At 57.8% G+C, this 18,956-nt stretch carries 14 protein-coding genes and 1 pseudogene; 7 read left to right on the forward strand and 8 right to left on the reverse strand.

Annotation, left to right across the window (positions count from 1 at the left end; all coding sequences use genetic code 11):
- Positions 1 to 385: pseudogene (locus BFF94_RS33825) on the reverse strand (L-dopachrome tautomerase-related protein); the annotation flags it as partial.
- A 777-nt stretch (positions 386 to 1,162) separates the two neighbouring features.
- Positions 1,163 to 1,720 carry a TetR/AcrR family transcriptional regulator gene (locus BFF94_RS33830; RefSeq protein ID WP_246637475.1) on the reverse strand — a complete coding sequence of 186 codons (558 nt, stop codon included), beginning with the start codon at positions 1,718 to 1,720 and terminating at the stop codon, positions 1,163 to 1,165.
- A 166-nt stretch (positions 1,721 to 1,886) separates the two neighbouring features.
- Between BFF94_RS33830 and BFF94_RS33835 the strand changes: the two genes are divergently transcribed.
- The 6 genes from BFF94_RS33835 (at position 1,887) to BFF94_RS33855 (ending at position 11,301) form a co-directional block, all read left to right on the forward strand.
- Complete coding sequence (locus BFF94_RS33835) at positions 1,887 to 5,078, forward strand: bifunctional cytochrome P450/NADPH--P450 reductase (protein ID WP_219140336.1); 3,192 nt, start codon at positions 1,887 to 1,889, stop codon at positions 5,076 to 5,078.
- A 971-nt stretch (positions 5,079 to 6,049) separates the two neighbouring features.
- Positions 6,050 to 6,925 (forward strand): phytanoyl-CoA dioxygenase family protein, encoded by an 876-nt coding sequence (locus BFF94_RS33840; RefSeq protein ID WP_128841944.1) that lies wholly within the window; start codon positions 6,050 to 6,052, stop codon positions 6,923 to 6,925.
- A 103-nt stretch (positions 6,926 to 7,028) separates the two neighbouring features.
- Complete coding sequence (locus BFF94_RS33845; protein ID WP_128841943.1) at positions 7,029 to 8,006, forward strand: SDR family NAD(P)-dependent oxidoreductase; 978 nt, start codon at positions 7,029 to 7,031, stop codon at positions 8,004 to 8,006.
- Positions 8,007 to 8,011: 5 nt separating this feature from the next.
- Positions 8,012 to 8,146 carry a hotdog family protein gene (locus tag BFF94_RS38255; protein ID WP_281426430.1) on the forward strand — a complete coding sequence of 45 codons (135 nt, stop codon included), beginning with the start codon at positions 8,012 to 8,014 and terminating at the stop codon, positions 8,144 to 8,146.
- Between the two features lie 92 nt (positions 8,147 to 8,238).
- Complete coding sequence (locus BFF94_RS33850) at positions 8,239 to 10,062, forward strand: acyl-CoA dehydrogenase (RefSeq protein WP_128841942.1); 1,824 nt, start codon at positions 8,239 to 8,241, stop codon at positions 10,060 to 10,062.
- 54 nt (positions 10,063 to 10,116) lie between these two features.
- A complete protein-coding gene (locus tag BFF94_RS33855) occupies positions 10,117 to 11,301 on the forward strand; it encodes an acetyl-CoA C-acyltransferase (protein WP_128841941.1) in 1,185 nt (394 codons plus the stop codon).
- Between the two features lie 243 nt (positions 11,302 to 11,544).
- On the opposite strand, the gene BFF94_RS33860 is transcribed toward BFF94_RS33855, so the two are convergent.
- Positions 11,545 to 11,838, reverse strand: coding sequence for a hypothetical protein (locus tag BFF94_RS33860; protein ID WP_128841940.1), 294 nt, complete (start codon positions 11,836 to 11,838; stop codon positions 11,545 to 11,547).
- 470 nt (positions 11,839 to 12,308) lie between these two features.
- Between BFF94_RS33860 and BFF94_RS33865 the strand changes: the two genes are divergently transcribed.
- Positions 12,309 to 13,577: an aminotransferase class III-fold pyridoxal phosphate-dependent enzyme gene (locus BFF94_RS33865; RefSeq protein ID WP_128841939.1), complete on the forward strand. Its 1,269-nt coding sequence runs from the start codon at positions 12,309 to 12,311 to the stop codon at positions 13,575 to 13,577.
- A 406-nt stretch (positions 13,578 to 13,983) separates the two neighbouring features.
- On the opposite strand, the gene BFF94_RS33870 is transcribed toward BFF94_RS33865, so the two are convergent.
- The 5 genes from BFF94_RS33870 to BFF94_RS33890 form a co-directional block, all read right to left on the reverse strand.
- A complete protein-coding gene (locus tag BFF94_RS33870) occupies positions 13,984 to 14,280 on the reverse strand; it encodes an EthD family reductase (RefSeq protein WP_128841938.1) in 297 nt (98 codons plus the stop codon).
- 51 nt (positions 14,281 to 14,331) lie between these two features.
- Entirely contained in the window at positions 14,332 to 15,021 is a 690-nt protein-coding gene (locus BFF94_RS33875) for a hypothetical protein (protein WP_128841937.1), read from the reverse strand.
- Positions 15,022 to 15,218: 197 nt separating this feature from the next.
- Entirely contained in the window at positions 15,219 to 16,370 is a 1,152-nt protein-coding gene (locus BFF94_RS33880) for an MFS transporter (protein WP_246637476.1), read from the reverse strand.
- Between the two features lie 636 nt (positions 16,371 to 17,006).
- Positions 17,007 to 17,885, reverse strand: a complete 879-nt coding sequence (locus BFF94_RS33885) for a phytanoyl-CoA dioxygenase family protein (protein ID WP_128841935.1) — start codon at positions 17,883 to 17,885, stop codon at positions 17,007 to 17,009.
- A 17-nt stretch (positions 17,886 to 17,902) separates the two neighbouring features.
- Complete coding sequence (locus BFF94_RS33890; protein ID WP_246637477.1) at positions 17,903 to 18,763, reverse strand: NAD(P)-dependent oxidoreductase; 861 nt, start codon at positions 18,761 to 18,763, stop codon at positions 17,903 to 17,905.
- Positions 18,764 to 18,956 lie beyond the last annotated feature (193 nt).

Raw genomic sequence — 18,956 nt, forward strand, 5'->3', positions numbered from 1 at the left:
CGCTAATGAAATGCCCCGCGGGCGAATCCGTCGCCGCGCGATTCGTCTGCGCATCCGGGTACGCGACCACCTTGTCGCCGACGATTTCGCCGACCGTGTACGGCACGTCGTCGCCCCAGCGCGGGAAGTTGACGAAGATCCGCCGCGAGTGCGGGTCAACCGCGACGCCCGTCGGCATCGCGCCGGTAAACGAGAAGACCTGTTCAAGTGCGCCGACGCTGCGATCGGCCGCCTGACGCTCGGTCACGTGCGGCGACGCGGCCTCAACCGCTACATCGCTCGTCGCCGGCTGCGCAATGGCTGCGCCGAACGGCAGCGTGGCCAGCGCGGCCGCAAGCAGGACGCGCCGCGTGAGGTACGGCATGTGAATTGAGTCAAATGTCATGAGGATGGATTTCGTATTTTCTGAACGCCTCGCGGCGTGACGGCGGCGGACAACCGCGTATCCGGCTGGTCCCGCGACAACGGACGGGGCCGAGCACCACGCATTGTTCGCCGGGATATGCCAGGACGGAAAACCGGCCCGTTGCCATGCTTGTTGATTATATTAGACCAGTCGTCTATAACGAGGTACAAAAAAACGACGGCACAGGGATACACGTGTCGTCGCAGCTCTCATGCGCTGGGAGCTCAAGCATCCGCCGGGTGGTTGCCATCGCCGCGATGCGCCAACTCTGTCCGCGCATTCAGCGTCCCGCCCTGGAGAAGCTGTTGTCGCGTCGCGTCTGGTCGTCTCGAGAGCAAACGAGATCGCAACAACGCGCTCAACGCCCCTGCAGGAATCGTAGACGCTATCCGAGCGCCCCTGCTTGCGCGCCGCGGACTCGACCATCGAGCCGAACCCGTCCGACAGCGTCGGTCCCGGCAGCGCCGCATTGACCGTCACACCGCTGCACCTTTCGCTTGCGCGACAACGCATACGTTCGACACGTGTGCGGTGCGTCAAACATGCATATGTCAAGCAATGCAAACTACATCACCAGTCGAAAATCATGCCGATCGAAACTTGTGACCAACGGCATAGATAAGTGACTGTAGGCTAGTGCCGTTGCAAAAGACGACGTGCGGCACGTTCGCATGCAACACCATCGACGAACGTTCGATTCGGCACTTGAGCGGCGCAAGTCGAGCAACTTGACCGCTTCCCGCGCCTCCCCTGCAGCTAATTCGAATCCGCCTGTGCGAACCCGGTAGTAAGACCGAAAGCGTCGAGGATCGTCACCGATGTCTTGGCCATTCGCTTCGCCATGACCTCCGGGGTCTCGCGCGTGGTGCCCTGGCGAAGCCAGTGCACTACCGCCCAAACCAATCCACCACCAAGCACCGTCAAGCAATCCTGCTCTGCTTCCGTGCGAACCCCTTCATAGGGTGGAAGGATGCGGCCGGCGACGAACGTCACCAGATCATCAAAAAACGCCGATGTCGCCGCGTCGTTGAATACGGTCAGATAGAAAGACTGATGGGCATACAGATGCTCAAGAATCAGCGCAGTTTCCACTTCCATTGACTCGACGAAGGCGACGTTCGGCGGGTTCAGCAGCTTGCCTTGCTCCTCGACGAACGTGAAAGCACTGTCGAGCCTCACCAACGCCGCCCGCTGAGCGGCCGCCTGGAGGTCGGGAAAGTGTTGATAGAACGTGGGGCGAGCAACGCCAGCGCGCTGCACCAGTTGAGCAATGCTGAGTTTGTTCAGGGGCGCCTCGTCGAGCAGCTCGGTCACGGCACGGACAAGGGAATCGTAACTCCGCTGAAAGCGAGGATCGGCAGGATTAGGGCTTACATCAGGTGGCATAAAAAGCTCTGGACACGTCATTTTGTCTATTTTACATTTGTTCAATAGATTGAGATGCGATGTTCTGACATGCCCCTCGTGAAAGGTTATTGAAATGAAATCCTCCGCCCTCGCCCCCCAGCCGCCCCTGAAACCCATCATCGGTCATCTGATGGAGGTTCTCGGGCCGTCGCCGCTTGCAAAGATGATGGATCTCGCACGAACTTACGGGCCGGTCTATTGGTTCGAGGTGTTCGGCCAAGGTTACTACGTTGTCAGCGGACAAGCGCTTGTGGATGAAGCGTGTGATGAAAGCCGATTTCAGAAGTGTGTACACCAATCGCTGCTCGAACTTAGACCCGCGATCGGGGACGGGTTATTTACGGCATTCGGTGACGAACCGAACTGGGCCAAGGCGCATCGTGTGCTGATGCAGGCGTTCGGTCCGCTCAGTATCTGGTCGATGTTCGACAAGATGGTCGACATCGCCGACCAGATGTTTCTCCATTGGGAGCGGTTCGGCCCGGAGACGCCGGTCGATGTGTCCGATCACATGACGCGGCTGACGCTCGATACGATTGCCCTTTGTGCGTTCGATTGTCGTTTCAACAGCTTCTACCGTGAAGACCAGCATCCGTTCGTCGATGCCATGGTCAACACCCTCAGCGAGGCGGGAAAGCGCGAACTGCGGCCAAAGCTTGTGTCGAAGCTGATGGTCAATCGCAGTCGAAAGTTCGACGCGGACATCGAAGTCATGCGATCGCTCGCGACCAAAATGATCGAAGACCGGCGGAAGAACCCGCACGTCAACGAAGAGTCGATGGACCTGTTGGACCGAATGCTGAATGGCGTCGATCCGGTAACGGGAGAAAAACTGGATGATGAGAACATCGTCTTCCAGATGATTACATTTCTCATCGCCGGACATGAAACGACAAGCGGGCTCCTGTCCTTTGCCACCTATTTCCTCCTCAAAAACCCGGACATCCTGCAAAAAGCACGGGACATGGTCGACGAGGTTGTTGGCAGCGAGACACCGCGGATCGAGCATCTCGCACGACTGCGCTACATCGAACAAATCCTCATGGAGACGTTGCGAATCTGGCCGACAGCGCCGGGATTCGCCGTGAAACCGCTCGCCGACACCACGTTCGGCGGGAAATATGCCGTTTCTCCCGACGACATCATCATGATCTTGACTCCCATGTTGCATCGGGATGTGAGCGTCTGGGGCGAGGACGTCGAGGCGTTTCGTCCGGAGCGATTTGCCCCGGAGAATGCGGAGCAACTCCCGCCCAATTCATGGAAACCTTTCGGCAATGGTGCACGTGCCTGTATCGGCCGTCCTTTTGCCATGCAGGAAGCCCATCTCGTCCTGATCATGCTGCTTCAGCGATTCGATTTCTCTTTCGCGGATCCGGACTACGAGCTGGACGTCGCCGAAACGCTTACGCTGAAGCCAGCCGGTTTCCGGGTGAACGTGAAACCGCGAGCCCGAGGTGCACTTAAAGTTCCCGATACGGCCCTTCGCACCCGCTCGAGCGCTCAAAGCCCCAGCGTCGCTCCGGTTCAGTCGATCCCTACCGGCGAAGATGTGTCGAATATGCTCGTGCTCTTTGGGGGAAATACGGGCTCCGCCGAATCCTTTGCAAGACGCATTGCAGGCGACGCGAGTCGTCACGGATTTCACGCCACGTGCGCGCCCCTCGACGACTTCGCAGGAAAAATCGACGGATATCCTGCAATCGTGATCGTCACCGCTTCCTATGAAGGACAGCCGCCCGACAACGCCAGATCATTCGTCCCGTATGTCGAAGCGCTGGACGAAGGTGCGCTGGACGGCGTCCATTTTTCGGTTCTCGGGTGCGGCAACAAACAATGGGCACGGACGTACCAGGCGATTCCCAAGCGGGTCGATGAAGCGCTCGAGAAGGCCGGTGCTACGAGAGTGCACTTCAGAGGCGAACTCGATTCCGGTGGCGACTTCTTTGGTGAATTTGACCGTTGGTACACCGAAATGTGGAATCGCTTTGCGATTAGCGCCGGGAAGGAAGTCTCGGTTATTCAACGTAACGATGTCGCATTGAAAGTAAGTTTCGCCGAGAATACTCGTGAAAAATTACTCAATTTCGGCGACATGGCGCATGCATCCATCGTCGACAATAGAGAACTGGTTGATATTAGCGTGGCTGGCAGCCGTTCTAAAAAGCACATTGAATTGAAACTTCCGGAAGCGATGACCTATCGATCGGGAGATTACCTGGCCGTTCTGCCTCGCAACTCAAAAAACAACGTCGATCGCGTCCTGCGACGGTTTCGCGTGAGCTGGGACACGCAGGTGGTGATTGAAGGAACGTCAAGCAATCCACGCCTTCCGCTCGGCCAGGCAATTGGCTGTGGCGAACTGTTTTCGAGCTATGTCGAACTCGCCGTTCCGGCCACTCGATCACAAGTGTCCAGCCTGGCCGCTGCCACGCGCTGCCCCCCCGAAAAGGTCGAGCTTGAGCGTCTGAGCGCCGACGATTTCGAACGCGAGATTCTGGAAAAGCGGACCACCGTCATGGATCTGCTCGAACGCTTCGGATCCGTCGATCTGTCATTCGAAAAGTTCCTCGATATGCTGCCGGCGCTGAAAGCACGCCAGTATTCGATCTCGTCGTCCCCGCTTTGGAAAGCGGATCACGTGACGCTGACGGTAGCCGTGGTCGATGCACCGGCGCTCTCCGGCAATGGCCGTCATGAGGGGGTAGCGTCTTCGTATCTGGCGCGACTCAACACGGGGGACAGCTTGTCCGTTGCGGTCAGACCATCGAATGCACGCTTTCGGCCACCAGTCGAACCCCATCTTCCGATGATCATGATCTGCGCCGGTTCCGGTATCGCCCCATTCCGCGGTTTTCTGCAAGAGCGTGCTTTACAGAAACAGCGGGGAGAAAACGTTGGCCCGTCGTTACTTTTCTTTGGAATTGATGACCCTGACGTTGACTTTCTCTATCGCGATGAACTCGACGAATGGGCACGCTGCGGTGTGGTCGAAGTGTTGCCGGCTTATTCCAACCGCCCGGAGGAAGGTGCTCGCTTTGTTCAAGACAAAGTCTGGCTTGAACGAGAGAAAATCGCCGCACTGTTTGCGCAAGGTGCCACTGTCTATGTATGCGGGGATGGAAAGAATATGGCACCTGCCGCGCGTGCCACGCTGGGGCGCATTTATCAGGATGCAACTGGCGAGAACGATGAAAACGCCAGCGCGTGGATTGACGCGATGGAGCGCGAGCATGGCAGGTATGTTGCCGATGTGTTTGCATGACGGTGGCAAGATTCATGCAGCTTCCGGTTGCCTTGGAAAGCAAAATGAAATCTTGATCTAGCCGCCACCGCTTCCCGGAACTCACGCGACCAGCGCGTCAATCCCGGCCCGCGCCCTCTTTCCCTCGCTTCCCTCAATCGGGTTCCTGTCGAGTTCTGACAGGAACCCGTTTGGCAACTTTCCGCTCGCTTCGAAACGGCACCGCCATGACGGGTAAGGTGGCGTGGGAGCATGGCACTGCAGCCGCATGCAGCTTCGGATCTCGATCTGTCAAAACATCCGGATTCCTATAAAAATGATCGGTGCCGTACATTCGGCGTCCCGCCCTGGATAAGCTGTTGTCGCGTTGCGTCTCGCTGTCTCGAGAGCAAACGAGATCGCAACAACGCGCTCAGCGCCCCTGCAGGAATCGTAGACACCATCCGAGCGGCCAAGCTTCGCTCACGAGCTTCCTTCCCAAGTCGAAATACGTGCCTCGGTTGTACGTATGTCGCCCCCGGTCCACGCCTCGTCTCGTCTCGTTTCGTTTCGTTTCGTCTCGCAGCTTGGGGAGTGATCACATTCTGCTCATCCACGTCAGAGCGGCCTCTCCTCTTTCAATGTCTACACCATCCGGATAGCGAACGGGTTAACCATGATCGACCGTCGATGGACGTCATGATAATTTCTGCGATCATGTGACTTGGTCATTTGATCCGCTTCGCCATGAATACGCCAGTTCACCGGAAGCCTCAGCGAATGGCTCCATGTCTGCCGCGTCCGGAACATGTCATGGATCACTCGGATGTCGCGACAACGGCGGGAAGAACGCGCACGTTCCGTGGGCTAGCGTGAAAGGAATGTATGGCACAAAGCCACGACATAGCCGGTCAAACGATCAAGTCAAACATTCAACTTGATGTTGTGATCACCCCCGAGTCAGAACGCGACGCCGCTTTTGATTGACCAATCCACACAACTTTGAGGTAAAAATGAGCGCAAATATTCAGAACATTCAGGACTCCATCCCCACCGTCCCCAAGGAGACCAGCGCACAAGAGATCGTGTCGCTCATGAATCAATACGGCGGAGTCCGGATCAAGGGATATCTGACCCAGGAGCAGGTCGCGAACATCAATCGCGAGGTTGACGGTCCGCTCGAAACGCTTCGCGAGGGGTCGTCTCACGAAAATGAATTGATCAAGGAATTCCACGGCACATATACAAAGCGCCTGACGAACATGGTCACGCACAGCAAGACCTTTGGAGGTGTGCTGGACGATGACCTCTTTCACGCGCTCGGTGAAGTGCTGTACCGTGAAGAGTCCGGCGATTGGTGGCTGTCGACCGCGCAGGTCATCGACATCGGCCCGGGCAACACCGCACAAATGCTGCATCGCGATGTCGGCAATTTCCCTCCGCTGTGCGCTCTCGGAATCAAGGGGCCGACGGTGTTTACAAACCTCATGATTGCCCTTACTCGCTTCACCGAGGAAAACGGTGCCACCCGAATTATTCCGGGGAGCCAAAACTGGGACGAGGACTACTTCGACAGCAAGGGTACGCCCGAAATGACCATTGCCGTCGAGATGGACGCCGGCGACGCCTTGCTGTTTAGCGGAAAAGTGATCCACGGCGGCGGCGCGAATGTGACGAAGAACGAGCGCCGACGCGGGCTCACGCTGCCGATGCAACCGTCCTACCTGACTCCGGAGGAGGCGTATCCCTTCATCGTGGGCATGGACATCGTGAGAGGCCTGTCAAAGCGCGCTCAGCGAATCATCGGCTTCCGCTCGCAATATCCGGCTGGTACGCCAGGCCTGTGGCAAGTCGACTACGACGATATCGCGACGCACCTCGGTCTTTAAGCCAGGACCAGAGTCCTGCATCGGTCCGGGATGGGGCAATGCCCCCTGGATTACGCCATGCACATTCGCAGGCACTACAGAATCACCACCGACGAGACAACCCATGAAGATTGACCTGACGAATCGCGTTGCGATCGTGACCGGCGCCGGCGCTGGTCTCGGGCGCGAGCACGCGCTGTTGCTTGCCCGGCTGGGGGCAAAAGTCGTGGTCAACGATCTGGGCAGCGACGTGAACGGCAGGGGCGGCTCCGCCACGGCCGCACAGCGAGTCGTCGACGAAATCGTCGCTGCCGGCGGCGAGGCGGTCGCGAACTGCGCATCGGTTACCGATTCCGAACAGGTTCGGCACATGGTCGACCAAGCGCTTTCGCGCTGGGGCCACGTCGATATCCTCGTCAACAATGCCGGCATCCTGCGCGACAAGAGCTTCAGCAAGATGACGCTCGACGACTTTCGCGCGGTGATCGAAGTTCACCTGATGGGCTCGGTCATCTGCTCAAAGGCCGTATGGGAAACCATGCGGGAACGACGGTACGGCCGCATCGTGATGACGACCTCGTCGTCGGGCCTGTACGGCAATTTCGGGCAATCGAACTACGGTGCCGCGAAGATGGCGCTGGTAGGCCTGATGCAGACACTGGCCATCGAAGGCGAGCGATACGACATTCGCGTGAACTGCCTTGCGCCGACGGCCGGTACACGCATGCTCGAAGGCCTGATGTCGGCGGACATCCTCGACACGCTGTCGCCTGCGTCCGTCAGCCCCGCGGTCGCGGTACTTGCCGGCGAAGAGGCGCCCAATCGGATGGTCTTGTGCGCAGGCGCGGGCAGCTTCGAGGCCGCACATATCACACTGACGCCCGGCATCCATCTCGGGACCGGCGACCAGGCCGCTCACCAGCTCGCCCGACGCCTCGCCGAGGTGGCGAACCGAAGCGGCGAGACGGTTCCTTCATCCGGTGTTGCCCAGGGCGATCTCGAACTTAAGAAGGCCCGCATCGCCTCTGCGAATACGAAGGAGCATTCCGATGCGTTCTCCCCGAGGTCGAAGGACAGCAGAACTCGATCAATTGCGGATTGAACAGCGTGCGCTTCACGTTGAAGCAGATCACCGAGCGAGACGCCACGAGCATCCGGCTGACCATTGGCCCGGTGGTGGAAATCGAAAACCATCACAAGCCCGCCCTCGTGGCGGAGTGGCTGATGCCGATCAACACATGACGTCCTGCAATGCTCCCGGGATTGATCGCTTTGCCAAAATATTTTGGTATCCAAAGCTCGCGAAGGTTGTATAAACCCACTCACTCGATTCCATGACTAGCGAACTCACCCTCTCCCGTCGCGACGTGGAGTTCATTCTTTTCGACTGGCTGCAGGTCGAGTCCCTTGCTCGCCGGCAACGGTATGCCGGGCAGGACCGATTCGACTACACGTCCGTGCTGGATGTCTACGAATCGCTTGCCACGGATCTCTTCAAACCTCATAACAAGAAGAACGACAGCAACGAACCCGCCTTTGACGGAGAACGCGTCACCATCAACCCGGAAGTGGGTGTCGCATTGCGTGCATTTTCGGACGCCGGCCTGATCAGCGCCTCTTTCCCCGGCGAGTGGAACGGCATGAGCCTGCCGAGCACCATCGAGCGGGCCGGCATGGCCTATTTGCTTGCAGCCAATCCGGGAACCGCCGGCTATGCGTTTCTCACCATCGCCAACGCCAATTTGCTGATGGCCCACGGCGAACGGTGCCGGGTGGAGCACTACGTCAAGGCCATGTCGGAAGGTCGATGCTTTGGCACGATGTGCCTGTCGGAACCGCAAGCCGGGTCGAGTCTTGCCGATATCCGCACACGTGCGGTCCCGAGCCAAGACGGCCGCTACCGCCTGTTCGGCAACAAGATGTGGATCTCCGGTGGCGATCACGAAATTTCCGAGAATATCGTCCACCTGGTGCTGGCGAAGATTCCCGACGAGAACGGCCAGCTCCCTCCAGGAATCCAGGGCATCTCGCTCTTCACGGTTCCGCGCAAGTTGATCGGCGCCGACGGGCTGCCAGGGCAGCGAAACGACGTCGTCCTCGCCGGCATCAATCACAAGATGGGTTACCGCGGCACCGTGAATTGCCTGCTGAATTTCGGCGAGGGTCGCTACCGTCCGGAAGGCGAGGCTGGCGCAATCGGAGAGATCGTTGGCGAGCCCGGCAAAGGGCTGGCTTACATGTTCCACATGATGAACGAGGCGCGTATCTCGGTCGGCCTCAGCGCCGCCGCGATTGGTTATACGGGCTACCTGCACGCGCTCGATTATGCGAAGACGCGCCTGCAGGGGCGGACCCGCGGTGACCGATCGCCCGCATCAGGCCAGGCCCCCATCATTCGTCATGCCGATGTCCGGCGCATGCTGCTGGCACAGAAGGCTTATGTATCCGGCGCGCTGGCATTGTGTCTGTATGCGGCTCGTCTCAGCGACGATATCCATTCGCTGGAAGACACCCACGGCCGCGACGAGGCACATTGCCTGCTTGACCTGCTCACCCCCGTCGTCAAGAGCTGGCCGTCCCAATGGGGCCTCGCCGCCAACGATCTCGCCATTCAGGTTCACGGTGGTTACGGGTACACGCGCGAATACAACGTCGAGCAGTTCTATCGCGACAACCGGCTCAATCCGATACACGAAGGCACATTCGGCATTCAGGCGCTCGACCTGCTGGGTCGAAAGACCCGTGCAAACGGCAGTGCCGCCATGACGGCCCTCGACAGGAAAATCGCCGCAACGGTATCCAGAGCGCGGTCGACCGATACACTCCAGCGCCATGCCGGCACGCTCGAGTGCGCGTGGGAGCGCATCCGCATCGTCACCGACAAGTTGCACCAGCTTGACGACCCTGAGGTCCAGCTGGCGAATGCGGCTGCCTACCTTGAAGCATTTGGACATGTCGTCGTCGGCTGGCTTTGGCTCGATCAGGCGATTGTGGCCAACACGCTCGAGCACGGCCCTGCCGGAAGTGACTTCCACCGCGGCAAGCTCGCGGCGTGCGACTACTTCTTCGGATGGGAAATGCCCAAGGTGGCTGCGTGGCTCGCCGTGCTCAATCCGGTGGAAACAACCCCTCTGACCATGCCGGAACATTGGTTCTGACCCATACACGACGCCTCCATTTCATGGCCGTCGCTCTATCTCTTAGGATGCCATATGACTGATGCTGTCATCGTTTCCACCGCACGCACGCCGATCGGCAAGGCGTATCGTGGCGCGCTCAACCTCACGCACTCGCCCACCCTGCTCGGTCACGCAATCCGGCATGCGGTACTGCGTGCCGGCATCGAGCCGGATCGCATCGAGGACGCCGTGATCGGTTCGGTACTCAACGCGGGAACCGCCGGCGGCAATATCGCCCGACAGGGTGTTTTGGCAGCCGGACTGCCGCCTTCAGTCGCCGCGCAAACGCTTGACCGGCAATGTGCGTCCGGCCTGATGGCGATCGCGACGGCCGCCAAGCAGATCATGTGCGACGGGATGCAGGTCGTCGTTGCGGGCGGCCAGGAAAACATCTCGGCGGTACAGACCCGCTACTTCGAGTGGACGCGCGCCGACCAGGACCCCAACGTGCTGGCCGTGCAGCCCGCGGCATACATGCCGATGCTCGAGACCGCCGAGTTCGTTGCCCGCAAGTACGGGATCTCCCGGGACGTGCAGGATCAGTACGCGCTCGATTCCCAGCTTCGCACTGCAGCGGCACAAGCCGGAGGCCGCTTCTCGAGCGAAATCGTCCCGATCACGACGCAGATGCTGGTCGTCGACAAAGCGACCGGCAAAACATCGCGGAAAGAGGTCACGCTCACGCAGGATGAGGGAAATCGTCCCGGCACGACGCTCGAATCGCTTGCCTCCCTCGCACCGGTGGTTGACGGCGGGGTTGTGACGGCCGGCAACGCGAGCCAACTTTCGGACGGCGCAAGCGCCTGCGTTCTGATGAACGGAAAAACCGCCGAACAGATCGGCGCAACGCCTCTCGGTATCTATCGCGGCATGACCGTCGTCGGCAACGCGCCGGAGGAGATGGGCATCGGTCCCATCTATGCAATCCCCAAGCTGCTGAAGCTTCATGGCCTGAAAGTCGACGACATCGGATTGTGGGAGCTCAACGAGGCATTTGCCTGCCAGGTACTGTACTGCCGCGACAAGCTGGGAATCGATCCGGCCCGGTACAACGTCAACGGCGGCAGCATTTCGATCGGCCATCCATACGGGATGACCGGCGCCCGTATGGTCAGCCATGCACTGATCGAAGGCAAAAGACGCGGCGCGCGCTACGTCGTTGTGTCGATGTGCGTGGGGGGCGGAATGGGCGCAGCCGGCTTGTTCGAAGTTGTCTGACACGACGTGCCAGTGCCCGCAACACGGATGGGGCTACCACCCCGCGAATGCGAGCACTGCACTTCCTTCCGGGGCTGCTCGCCGAGTATCGACATTCCACTGCATCCCACCAAACTCAGGAGCGAGATCATGGTGAAGCGTTTATTTGTCGCAATCTCACTTATTGCCGGGATACTTCTTGTATTAAGCCCGGGATTCATGGTTCTGTACCATATCGAGCATTACGACTCGACCCAATAGGGTTCATGTGGAAAGATCGAAAATACCGGCGTAGCCTTGCGCGCGGATCGTGTCGAACACGAGCCGCGTCGTGCATTGCTCGCGCTGCGGTCGATGGTTTTCGGTCTTGAGCCGGCTCGACAGTTCGTTGGCCAATATGTCGATGGCGCAGGGGCTCGAGCGCTTCGGATACTTCGGTTCGATCGTTTCCGGCGGGTGTAGCCATGCGCACCATGTTTCTGAACATGCCCGCACGCCACTCGATCTCGCGCGGCAAAACCTTCTGCCGGACAGGTACCGCCGGATCCTGGCCAGCATGCCCACAGTGATCGCCTCTGCACCCCTGCTCCGGAGTTGAGCACGGACTTCCATCACGTGGGTCAAATTTCGATGCAAAAGACAGGCCTCGGTGGGGCATTCCGGGTGAACGTCAACAACCAAAGACTGCACCCCACCTTCGCCGTGACATTCCTGACGTGACGCTGCTCCACTGCTGCGTGGAGCTAGTGGAAAACTCCAATTCCCGTCGGGAAGACATTTTCAGACACTCAACTTGGTCAAATGACCAACTTCTATGAAACGACGACAGCCGTTCAAGCGCGCGACGTAAGGATGCAGCATTCGTGGCGACAGGCTATACGGCGTGTCGATCCGTCGGCGAGACGCGAGATTTCAGACGGTGCATTCCTCAAATTTGGGGGCACCTGAATACACGGTCATTTGCCTCAGTCAATTGAATGGATGGCACCTCAGATGTTCCGAAAACGAATTTTCACAAGGAGTCGAGCATGGACAGGCTGGCGAAGAAGGACGAGTGGTTCGCAAGAGCCGAAAAGGTAATCCCTGGCGGGATGTACGGTCACCAGAGCGTCAAGTATTTGACGGAAGATTTCCCGCTGTACTTTGCAAAAGCGAAAGGCACCTACCTCTGGGACGTCGACGGCAATAAGTACATCGACTACGTGTGTGGTTACGGCACGAATCTGTTCGGCTACGGCAACGATCGGATCGATCAAGCTGCGGCCCTTCAGTTGCAGAAGATCGATACTGCGACGGGTCCCAGCGAGGTGATGGTTCAACTCGCCGAGGCGCTCACTCAACAGGTCAGCCACGCCGATTGGGCGATGTTTTGCAAGAACGGCTCGGACGCCACTTCAATGGCCATGGTGATCTCGCGAGCCTATCGTGAAAAGCGAAAGATTCTTGTTGCGCGAGGCACGTACCATGGTGCGTCTCCGTGGAACGTGCCCTATACGACGGGGATTACCAAGGAAGACCGAGCTCACGTCGTCTACTTCGAGTACAACGATATCGAGAGTCTCAATGCCGCTGTCAAGAGCGTCGACGGTGACGTAGCGGCCATCTACGCAACGCCGTTCCGGCACGAAGTGCTCTACGATCAGTTTTTCCCCTCGATCGAGTACGCCAAGGAATGCCGTCGCCTTGCGGATGAGCAGGAAGCGCTGCTGGTCGTTGACGAGGTCCGTACGGGGCTGCGCCTGTCGCGTGATTGTTCATGGTCGGACTGGGGCGTGCACCCGGATCTCAGTTGTTGGGGCAAGGCCATCGGCGGCGGCCACGCGATCGCCGCGGTTCTCGGTTCGGACAAGGCACGAGAGGCTGCGACGAATATTTTCGTCACGGGCTCCTACTGGCTCTCGGCTGTGCCAATGGCCGCTGCCATCGAAACGCTGCGCCTGGTACGAGAGACGGACTACCTCGAACACACCAAGCGGTTGGCGGACACGCTGCGCGCCGGCATCGCCGAACAAGCCGAGCGTCATGGTTTCGAACTCAAGCAGACCGGGCCGAGCGTCATGCCCCAGATGCTTTTCGCGGGTGACGACGAGCTCGTGTCGCGTGGCCGGGCGTGGACTTCGGAAGTCATTAAAAATGGCGTCTATCTCCACCCGTGGCACAACATGTTCTTCACGGCGAGCCACACCGACGAAGACATCGCGCGCACGCTTGAGGCGACCGAATCGGCGTTTGGCACAATCAAACAGAAGTCGGTTGCATTGAATCGCCTGGATATTCTGGATACCGTGCAGCGTTAGTGCCGGATGTTTCATGAGCCTTCGGCCTACGGCCGAAGGCCGTATTGCCGGGCGAATTCGCCCGGCGTCAAAGCCCCGAGTGGCCGCTCGAGCAATCGATACGCCCGGCTTCAGGCCCGTCTGCGGTCGATCGCCATTCTGCTTCGAAGGTCTTGTTTCCCTGTCATCAAGGGCCGAGTGCATGTGTCCAGGCGGACACTTGGCATCTGACCTTCAGTCCGTCATTGGAAGGGTGTCGTTCATTGACGGCTGACCATGAAGTCACCCTTACTCCCCGCAATGCAGCGTTTGATACATCCTCGACAGCAACAACGCGCTCATTGCCTGATATGCGTGCGACAACGCTCCGGCACTCCGCCACGCGCAAGCCGCACTCACTTCAGCGCAAAAAATCAAGCCGCTTCAGTCAGTTGCCTGCACGGAAGATTGTCGGTTGGACATGGGTGAAGTTCGGTACATCGCCGACCACTTCGGCTGTTCTGGCGGAAGACAACGCAGCATCGATTCCAGCCTGGTCGCTGAAACGCAGTACCGTTACGCATGCAAAGGGCTGTGGACCTGACGCCGGCAACAGAACCTCCGCCGACTGCAGGCCAAACTCGCCCCACGCTGCTCGCACAAGCGAGACATGGGTCGAAAGATAGTACTCGCGGTCAAATACCACACCCTCTACCGCGGGATAACTCACGATTAAAGTGGCCACATCTATTCTCCTGCATGAATGGCTAAAGGTATTTCGGCGGGGGCACGGCAATCACTGCGGATTTCGCTCCAACGCGCCAAGGGTATAACTTCGATTGAGGTGCACTTCCCTTTCCCGTGCGCGCTCCAACGCACAGTAGGCGTAATACAACGAAGCGGACATGTAAGACCAGGAAAACAACGCGAATATATAAAAAATCATGTGATCGTGGTCGCCAGGTATATGGTAGAAGTCGTAGGTGCTTGCAATCGCCTGCGTGGATACCAGTGCCAGGATCACACTCACGGCGTTACGCTTCTCTCCAGCGCTCAGCAACCTCTTGACAACGAAAACGAGGTAAACCGAAAAAATCGACCACATCACCAGATAGAAATAGGGCTTTGGTTCGACCATAAAATCTGCCGTCCACACAACAACGGTTCCCGCCAGTGCGCCCACCATATACACGACATCAGCAACAATCGATGGTTTATATCGATGCGTAACAGCCATCAGGCCCGCGACGGCGATAACCGGTACGCCAAAGCCTCTGGAAAATGCATCGCAAAAAAGCGAGATGCTGAAAAAGACATGCTCTCCGGTTAAGGCATTGATCATTAAATTCGTTGCCGAGAACGTCACCACCAGCCACTCGAACCCGAGGAGGTAGTTGCGCTTCTTGAGAAGCTTCACACCATAGACGAGGGAAGTCGATATCAGTGCAAGATCAGCAAGACAATAAAGATAAAATTTGAGTTCCATGACAAATTCCAATGATCATCAAGAATTTGATTCACTGTTACGCTTGCCCACGCCAACACCACGCCTTGCATCACCTCTCGACGCGAGATGGCGCTACCGATATAGGTTGGTTTCGCACTGGCATGTCAAGCGACCGGCGCCACCCCGGCGCCCGCGAGGGCCGGAGCGCGTTCGCATAGCAAGCTGATAGCTTCGCGTCAAGCGATAGCTGCCTGGGAATGTCGCGACTTGAACTGTCGGATCGCAACGCTGGTCAGAAAGATCGGCACCACCAGCAACCCGACGGAAAGCCAGCCGACCGCGCGCAAACCGGCCACACTGAACACCGTGCCGGCAATCGCGGGGCCAACTGCCAAGCCAAGATTGATTGCTGACGCGCAGGTCGCCGTACTTCTCCCGCTGGAATCCATTTTGGAGAGTGCCGCCACCATATAAGGGGCAACCAGTGTCGCACCGGCACTGGTGAGGGCCGTTGACACGAGAAACGCCCACTTGCCGCCCACGCAATACATTCCCAAGCTGCATACGATCAACAGGACGAGTCCAAAGGCGATCGGCTTGAACAAACCAAAACGATCACCCAGCCAGGTGACCGCTACCCCAACCGGCAATTGGGCGGCAGCATTGACCATGAACAAAATGCCGAGTTGCTCCGCTTCAACGCCCCGGGTTGCGGCAATCTCTGCGGCGAAACCGATGAGGGCAGTCTGCGAAACGTAGATGAAAAACGCGCTCGCCAGAATCCCTCGGACTGCATTGGATTTGATGGCATCCTTCGCGACATCTTCCTCGCTTTCGTTAATAGCGGGATGCATGAATGCACCGAGAAACAGGGCCACTACGACAATCGCGAACTGGACGGCATCCACGCCGACACTACCGATCTTCATATTCACGATTGGCACAACGTACATCGCAACAGAAAAAATTACGGCCATCGCCACAGCCACTTGAGCCGCGATCTTCTCCGGATGCTTGACGTGTGAAATCACACCGTACGCGCAAACGCAACTGACGCCCAAAGCAACCCCGAAGATCAATTTTGCGGCGACAAATATATAAAAATTGCTTGAAAACATTGCGCAAGTCGACAGAACGGCAAGCGCGGCCGCAATAATGGCGCCCGTTCTCTTGTTCAACGTCGCCGTGCGTCGCCCAAAAATGATGATGGAGAGAGAAAGACAAAGAAGTACCGCGGACGCAAGCCATCCCGCGCTGCTTTCGGCAAGCCGGAACCGGGCCATCGATTCTTCGATGTTAAATGGAAGCAAGTAGGTTGGAGTCCAGACCACAGCCCCCGTATAAAGCAGAGCGATTTTTCGGATTCCCTTAATTTCGTAACTCACCATCTACTCCTTATCGTTTTCATGAATGCGAGATCGCGTCGAGGCATTGAAATCACCCTCCTGCTCGCATCCATGCTTGCACTGTTTCGAAGACGACCTTATCCGACTGAAAAATCGCAAGACCAAACTTGCTCGCTCTTCGCCGACCGAGGTATTAACGAGCCTGGCAATTCTCACTGCCAGTCAAGATCGATACCGATGAGGCAATAGACAATACGAATTCCACGCCATGCCGAATCCGGAATAGCTATAGTCCCTAACTTCTATAAACTTTTGAAAGCACGCCCCGTGAACGCGAGAGATAGTCATCCCATGAATCCCTATGTTCGGAATGACGAACCTCACCCTTCTGTTGCCCTTCCATGCAACCTGGTATCCCGGGATTGTCGGTGATGCACGCACGCCATCAACCGTAGCGGCGAGCACCATCGACGTTCGACTCTGTCCGGCAAGCGGTCCTTACATGTAGGGCGTGCTTGGCGGCCCGCAATGCCGGCCTTCCCCTCTTTCTCGGCATGGATGCACACCCTGCCGGCCGACTCCAGCAATGGTGCCGACCAACTACGATGCCCTCAGGTGATGGAATTGCCCGGTGTTCACCTGAAAACCAGGCCTGGATCCCACCACTCGTCATGTCCGTTAATCGAAGTGCCCGACCTCGAGAAAATCGTTCTTTTTCAACAGATCATTCGGATCCGACATTTGCCCGTTACGCTCGACAAAGCCGGCAAAAGTAGTGCCGTACGTCCAGCCTAGCAATCGCTGCAACTCTTCCGGAAAGCTCTTCACTCGCTCAATGGGCAACGTCAGGTATTGGTTTTCTTCCTGCCGGAGGATCGCCAGATCGTACGACATCGTCAGGCCGGTTCTCGGCGCATCGCTGGTATTCTTCCCGCCACCGTGATAGGTGGAGCCAATGAAAAAGAGGGCATCGCCGGCAGCCATTACCGCGGGAATGGCTTCCTCCGGCTTGGGCATGCGCTCGTCATCCCACTTGTGGCTACCCGGGATGACAAGAGTGGCACCGTTTTCCTCCGTAAAGTCGGATACCGCGACCATGACCTGAAACCTGGCTTCACGCCCATAGCTTGGGTGCCGCCAAAGCCAGACGGAGTCGTCACGATGCAAGGGCTGAAGACCTTGACCCGGTCGAATCTGAATGGCTTGCGTAACACCCACCTGAATATCTGGAGCAACATCGACCTGATTCTCACCGCTCCAGATCTTGATCGGCGTTTGCAGAATATTCCGCGCTGCGCCCAAGTAGAGCGGATGCAAAGCGACCTCTGCCATCCAGTCAGTACGCGCGAAAAGGCGCGAGACTCGCCGCGTCTGTGTACCCGCAAAATATTCGTCTACTCCGTTGGGAGCGGACTCGAGCACGTCAAACAGCGTACTTCTGATACGCGCGAGCAAGTCCGAGCCGAGAAAATTCTTGACGATCGCGCCACCGTCTTGCCGAACCGCACGCGCCAGATCATCAGGACTACTATTACTTGAGAGATGTTGCAATGACATATCGATACCTATGAAAATTATTGATGGTTAAACAGTGCGGAAAGCCCCCGATCACCCCCACCCTCTTCAATGGAGGACAGGATTCGCTCTCGTAACGCCTTCAGGATTCGAGGCTCTTGCCCGATATCTTCCTGAGATTGCTGAAACAGCTCGGTCGCTCGTGCGTAGATGTATAGGTCAGCACCCCTTGCCTGATAGTCTGAAGCCGCCACGGACTCGAACAGACCTGCGATGAATTGGCTCTGACCTGCGATATAGGTTGGGATGAGGTCACGTATCTCGTCGATCGAAACACCAGAATTCACCACGAACCTGAGACCTTCCAGGAAGGCTGCGCCGGCACCAAAAACGAATGTGCCCGTCAACCCCGCATCGAGCACGTTCGGAACATCAGGCCGCGTACCAACGTATGTCGATTGCGGCGCGATCTTTCGAAGAATGGGTTCGACTTCGCTCCAGATCTTCTCATCGCCCCCAAAAAGAACGACTGCACTCTCGCCACCGATATCGGGTGGGAAGCATTGAATCGTTCCGTTGACAAATTTTGCTCCAGCTCCAGTCACGATTTGATCCAGCTTCCGGACCTCGGACGGGCGCCCCGTTGCCAGATTGACAACCGTTTTCCCTTTCAGGCGATCGCCCAATTCCTGGAAGTCTGCTGCAAGGTCGATCGGCGTTGCAGTCACCACGATGACAACGTCTGCCTGACCACAGGCTGCCGTGGCACTATCGGCAACTCGGGCCCCCAACTCCTGCATGCGCTTCGCCTTTTCCGCCTTTCTGTTCCAGACGACGACCTCCGCGCCATCTTCAATCAGGCAGGCCGAAATGGCAGACCCCATGGCTCCCAGGCCCAGGACAGCAATCACTTTCTTCATTCGCATACCCTATCGTTTTCGTTGACCACGCTACCAACGGATATCTACGCTTCAAATCAACCACTCAAGTCATATGACTTGGTCATTTGACTACAAAGCAAAGCACATGCCAGCCGGTTCCGTGTGTTCATCCTTGCCTGCATTGCGGCTGACGCGCCCTGGAGCGTGACGCGTGCCCTGGAGCGAGGAATCA

This window comes from Burkholderia catarinensis (assembly GCF_001883705.2).
Lineage (GTDB): Bacteria > Pseudomonadota > Gammaproteobacteria > Burkholderiales > Burkholderiaceae > Burkholderia > Burkholderia catarinensis.

Bases quoted from the DNA above. Each gene is read 5' to 3' on its own strand.
- BFF94_RS33890 (WP_246637477.1), bottom strand. From the start codon at position 18,763: ATGAAGAAAGTGATTGCTGTCCTGGGCCTGGGAGCCATGGGGTCTGCC.
- BFF94_RS33885 (WP_128841935.1), bottom strand. From the start codon at position 17,885: ATGTCATTGCAACATCTCTCAAGTAATAGTAGTCCTGATGATCTGGCG.
- BFF94_RS33855 (WP_128841941.1), top strand. From the start codon at position 10,117: ATGACTGATGCTGTCATCGTTTCCACCGCACGCACGCCGATCGGCAAG.
- BFF94_RS33880 (WP_246637476.1), bottom strand. From the start codon at position 16,370: ATGGTGAGTTACGAAATTAAGGGAATCCGAAAAATCGCTCTGCTTTAT.
- BFF94_RS33865 (WP_128841939.1), top strand. From the start codon at position 12,309: ATGGACAGGCTGGCGAAGAAGGACGAGTGGTTCGCAAGAGCCGAAAAG.
- BFF94_RS33835 (WP_219140336.1), top strand. From the start codon at position 1,887: ATGAAATCCTCCGCCCTCGCCCCCCAGCCGCCCCTGAAACCCATCATC.
- BFF94_RS33860 (WP_128841940.1), bottom strand. From the start codon at position 11,838: ATGCTGGCCAGGATCCGGCGGTACCTGTCCGGCAGAAGGTTTTGCCGC.
- BFF94_RS33875 (WP_128841937.1), bottom strand. From the start codon at position 15,021: ATGGAACTCAAATTTTATCTTTATTGTCTTGCTGATCTTGCACTGATA.
- BFF94_RS33845 (WP_128841943.1), top strand. From the start codon at position 7,029: ATGAAGATTGACCTGACGAATCGCGTTGCGATCGTGACCGGCGCCGGC.
- BFF94_RS33850 (WP_128841942.1), top strand. From the start codon at position 8,239: ATGACTAGCGAACTCACCCTCTCCCGTCGCGACGTGGAGTTCATTCTT.
- BFF94_RS33840 (WP_128841944.1), top strand. From the start codon at position 6,050: ATGAGCGCAAATATTCAGAACATTCAGGACTCCATCCCCACCGTCCCC.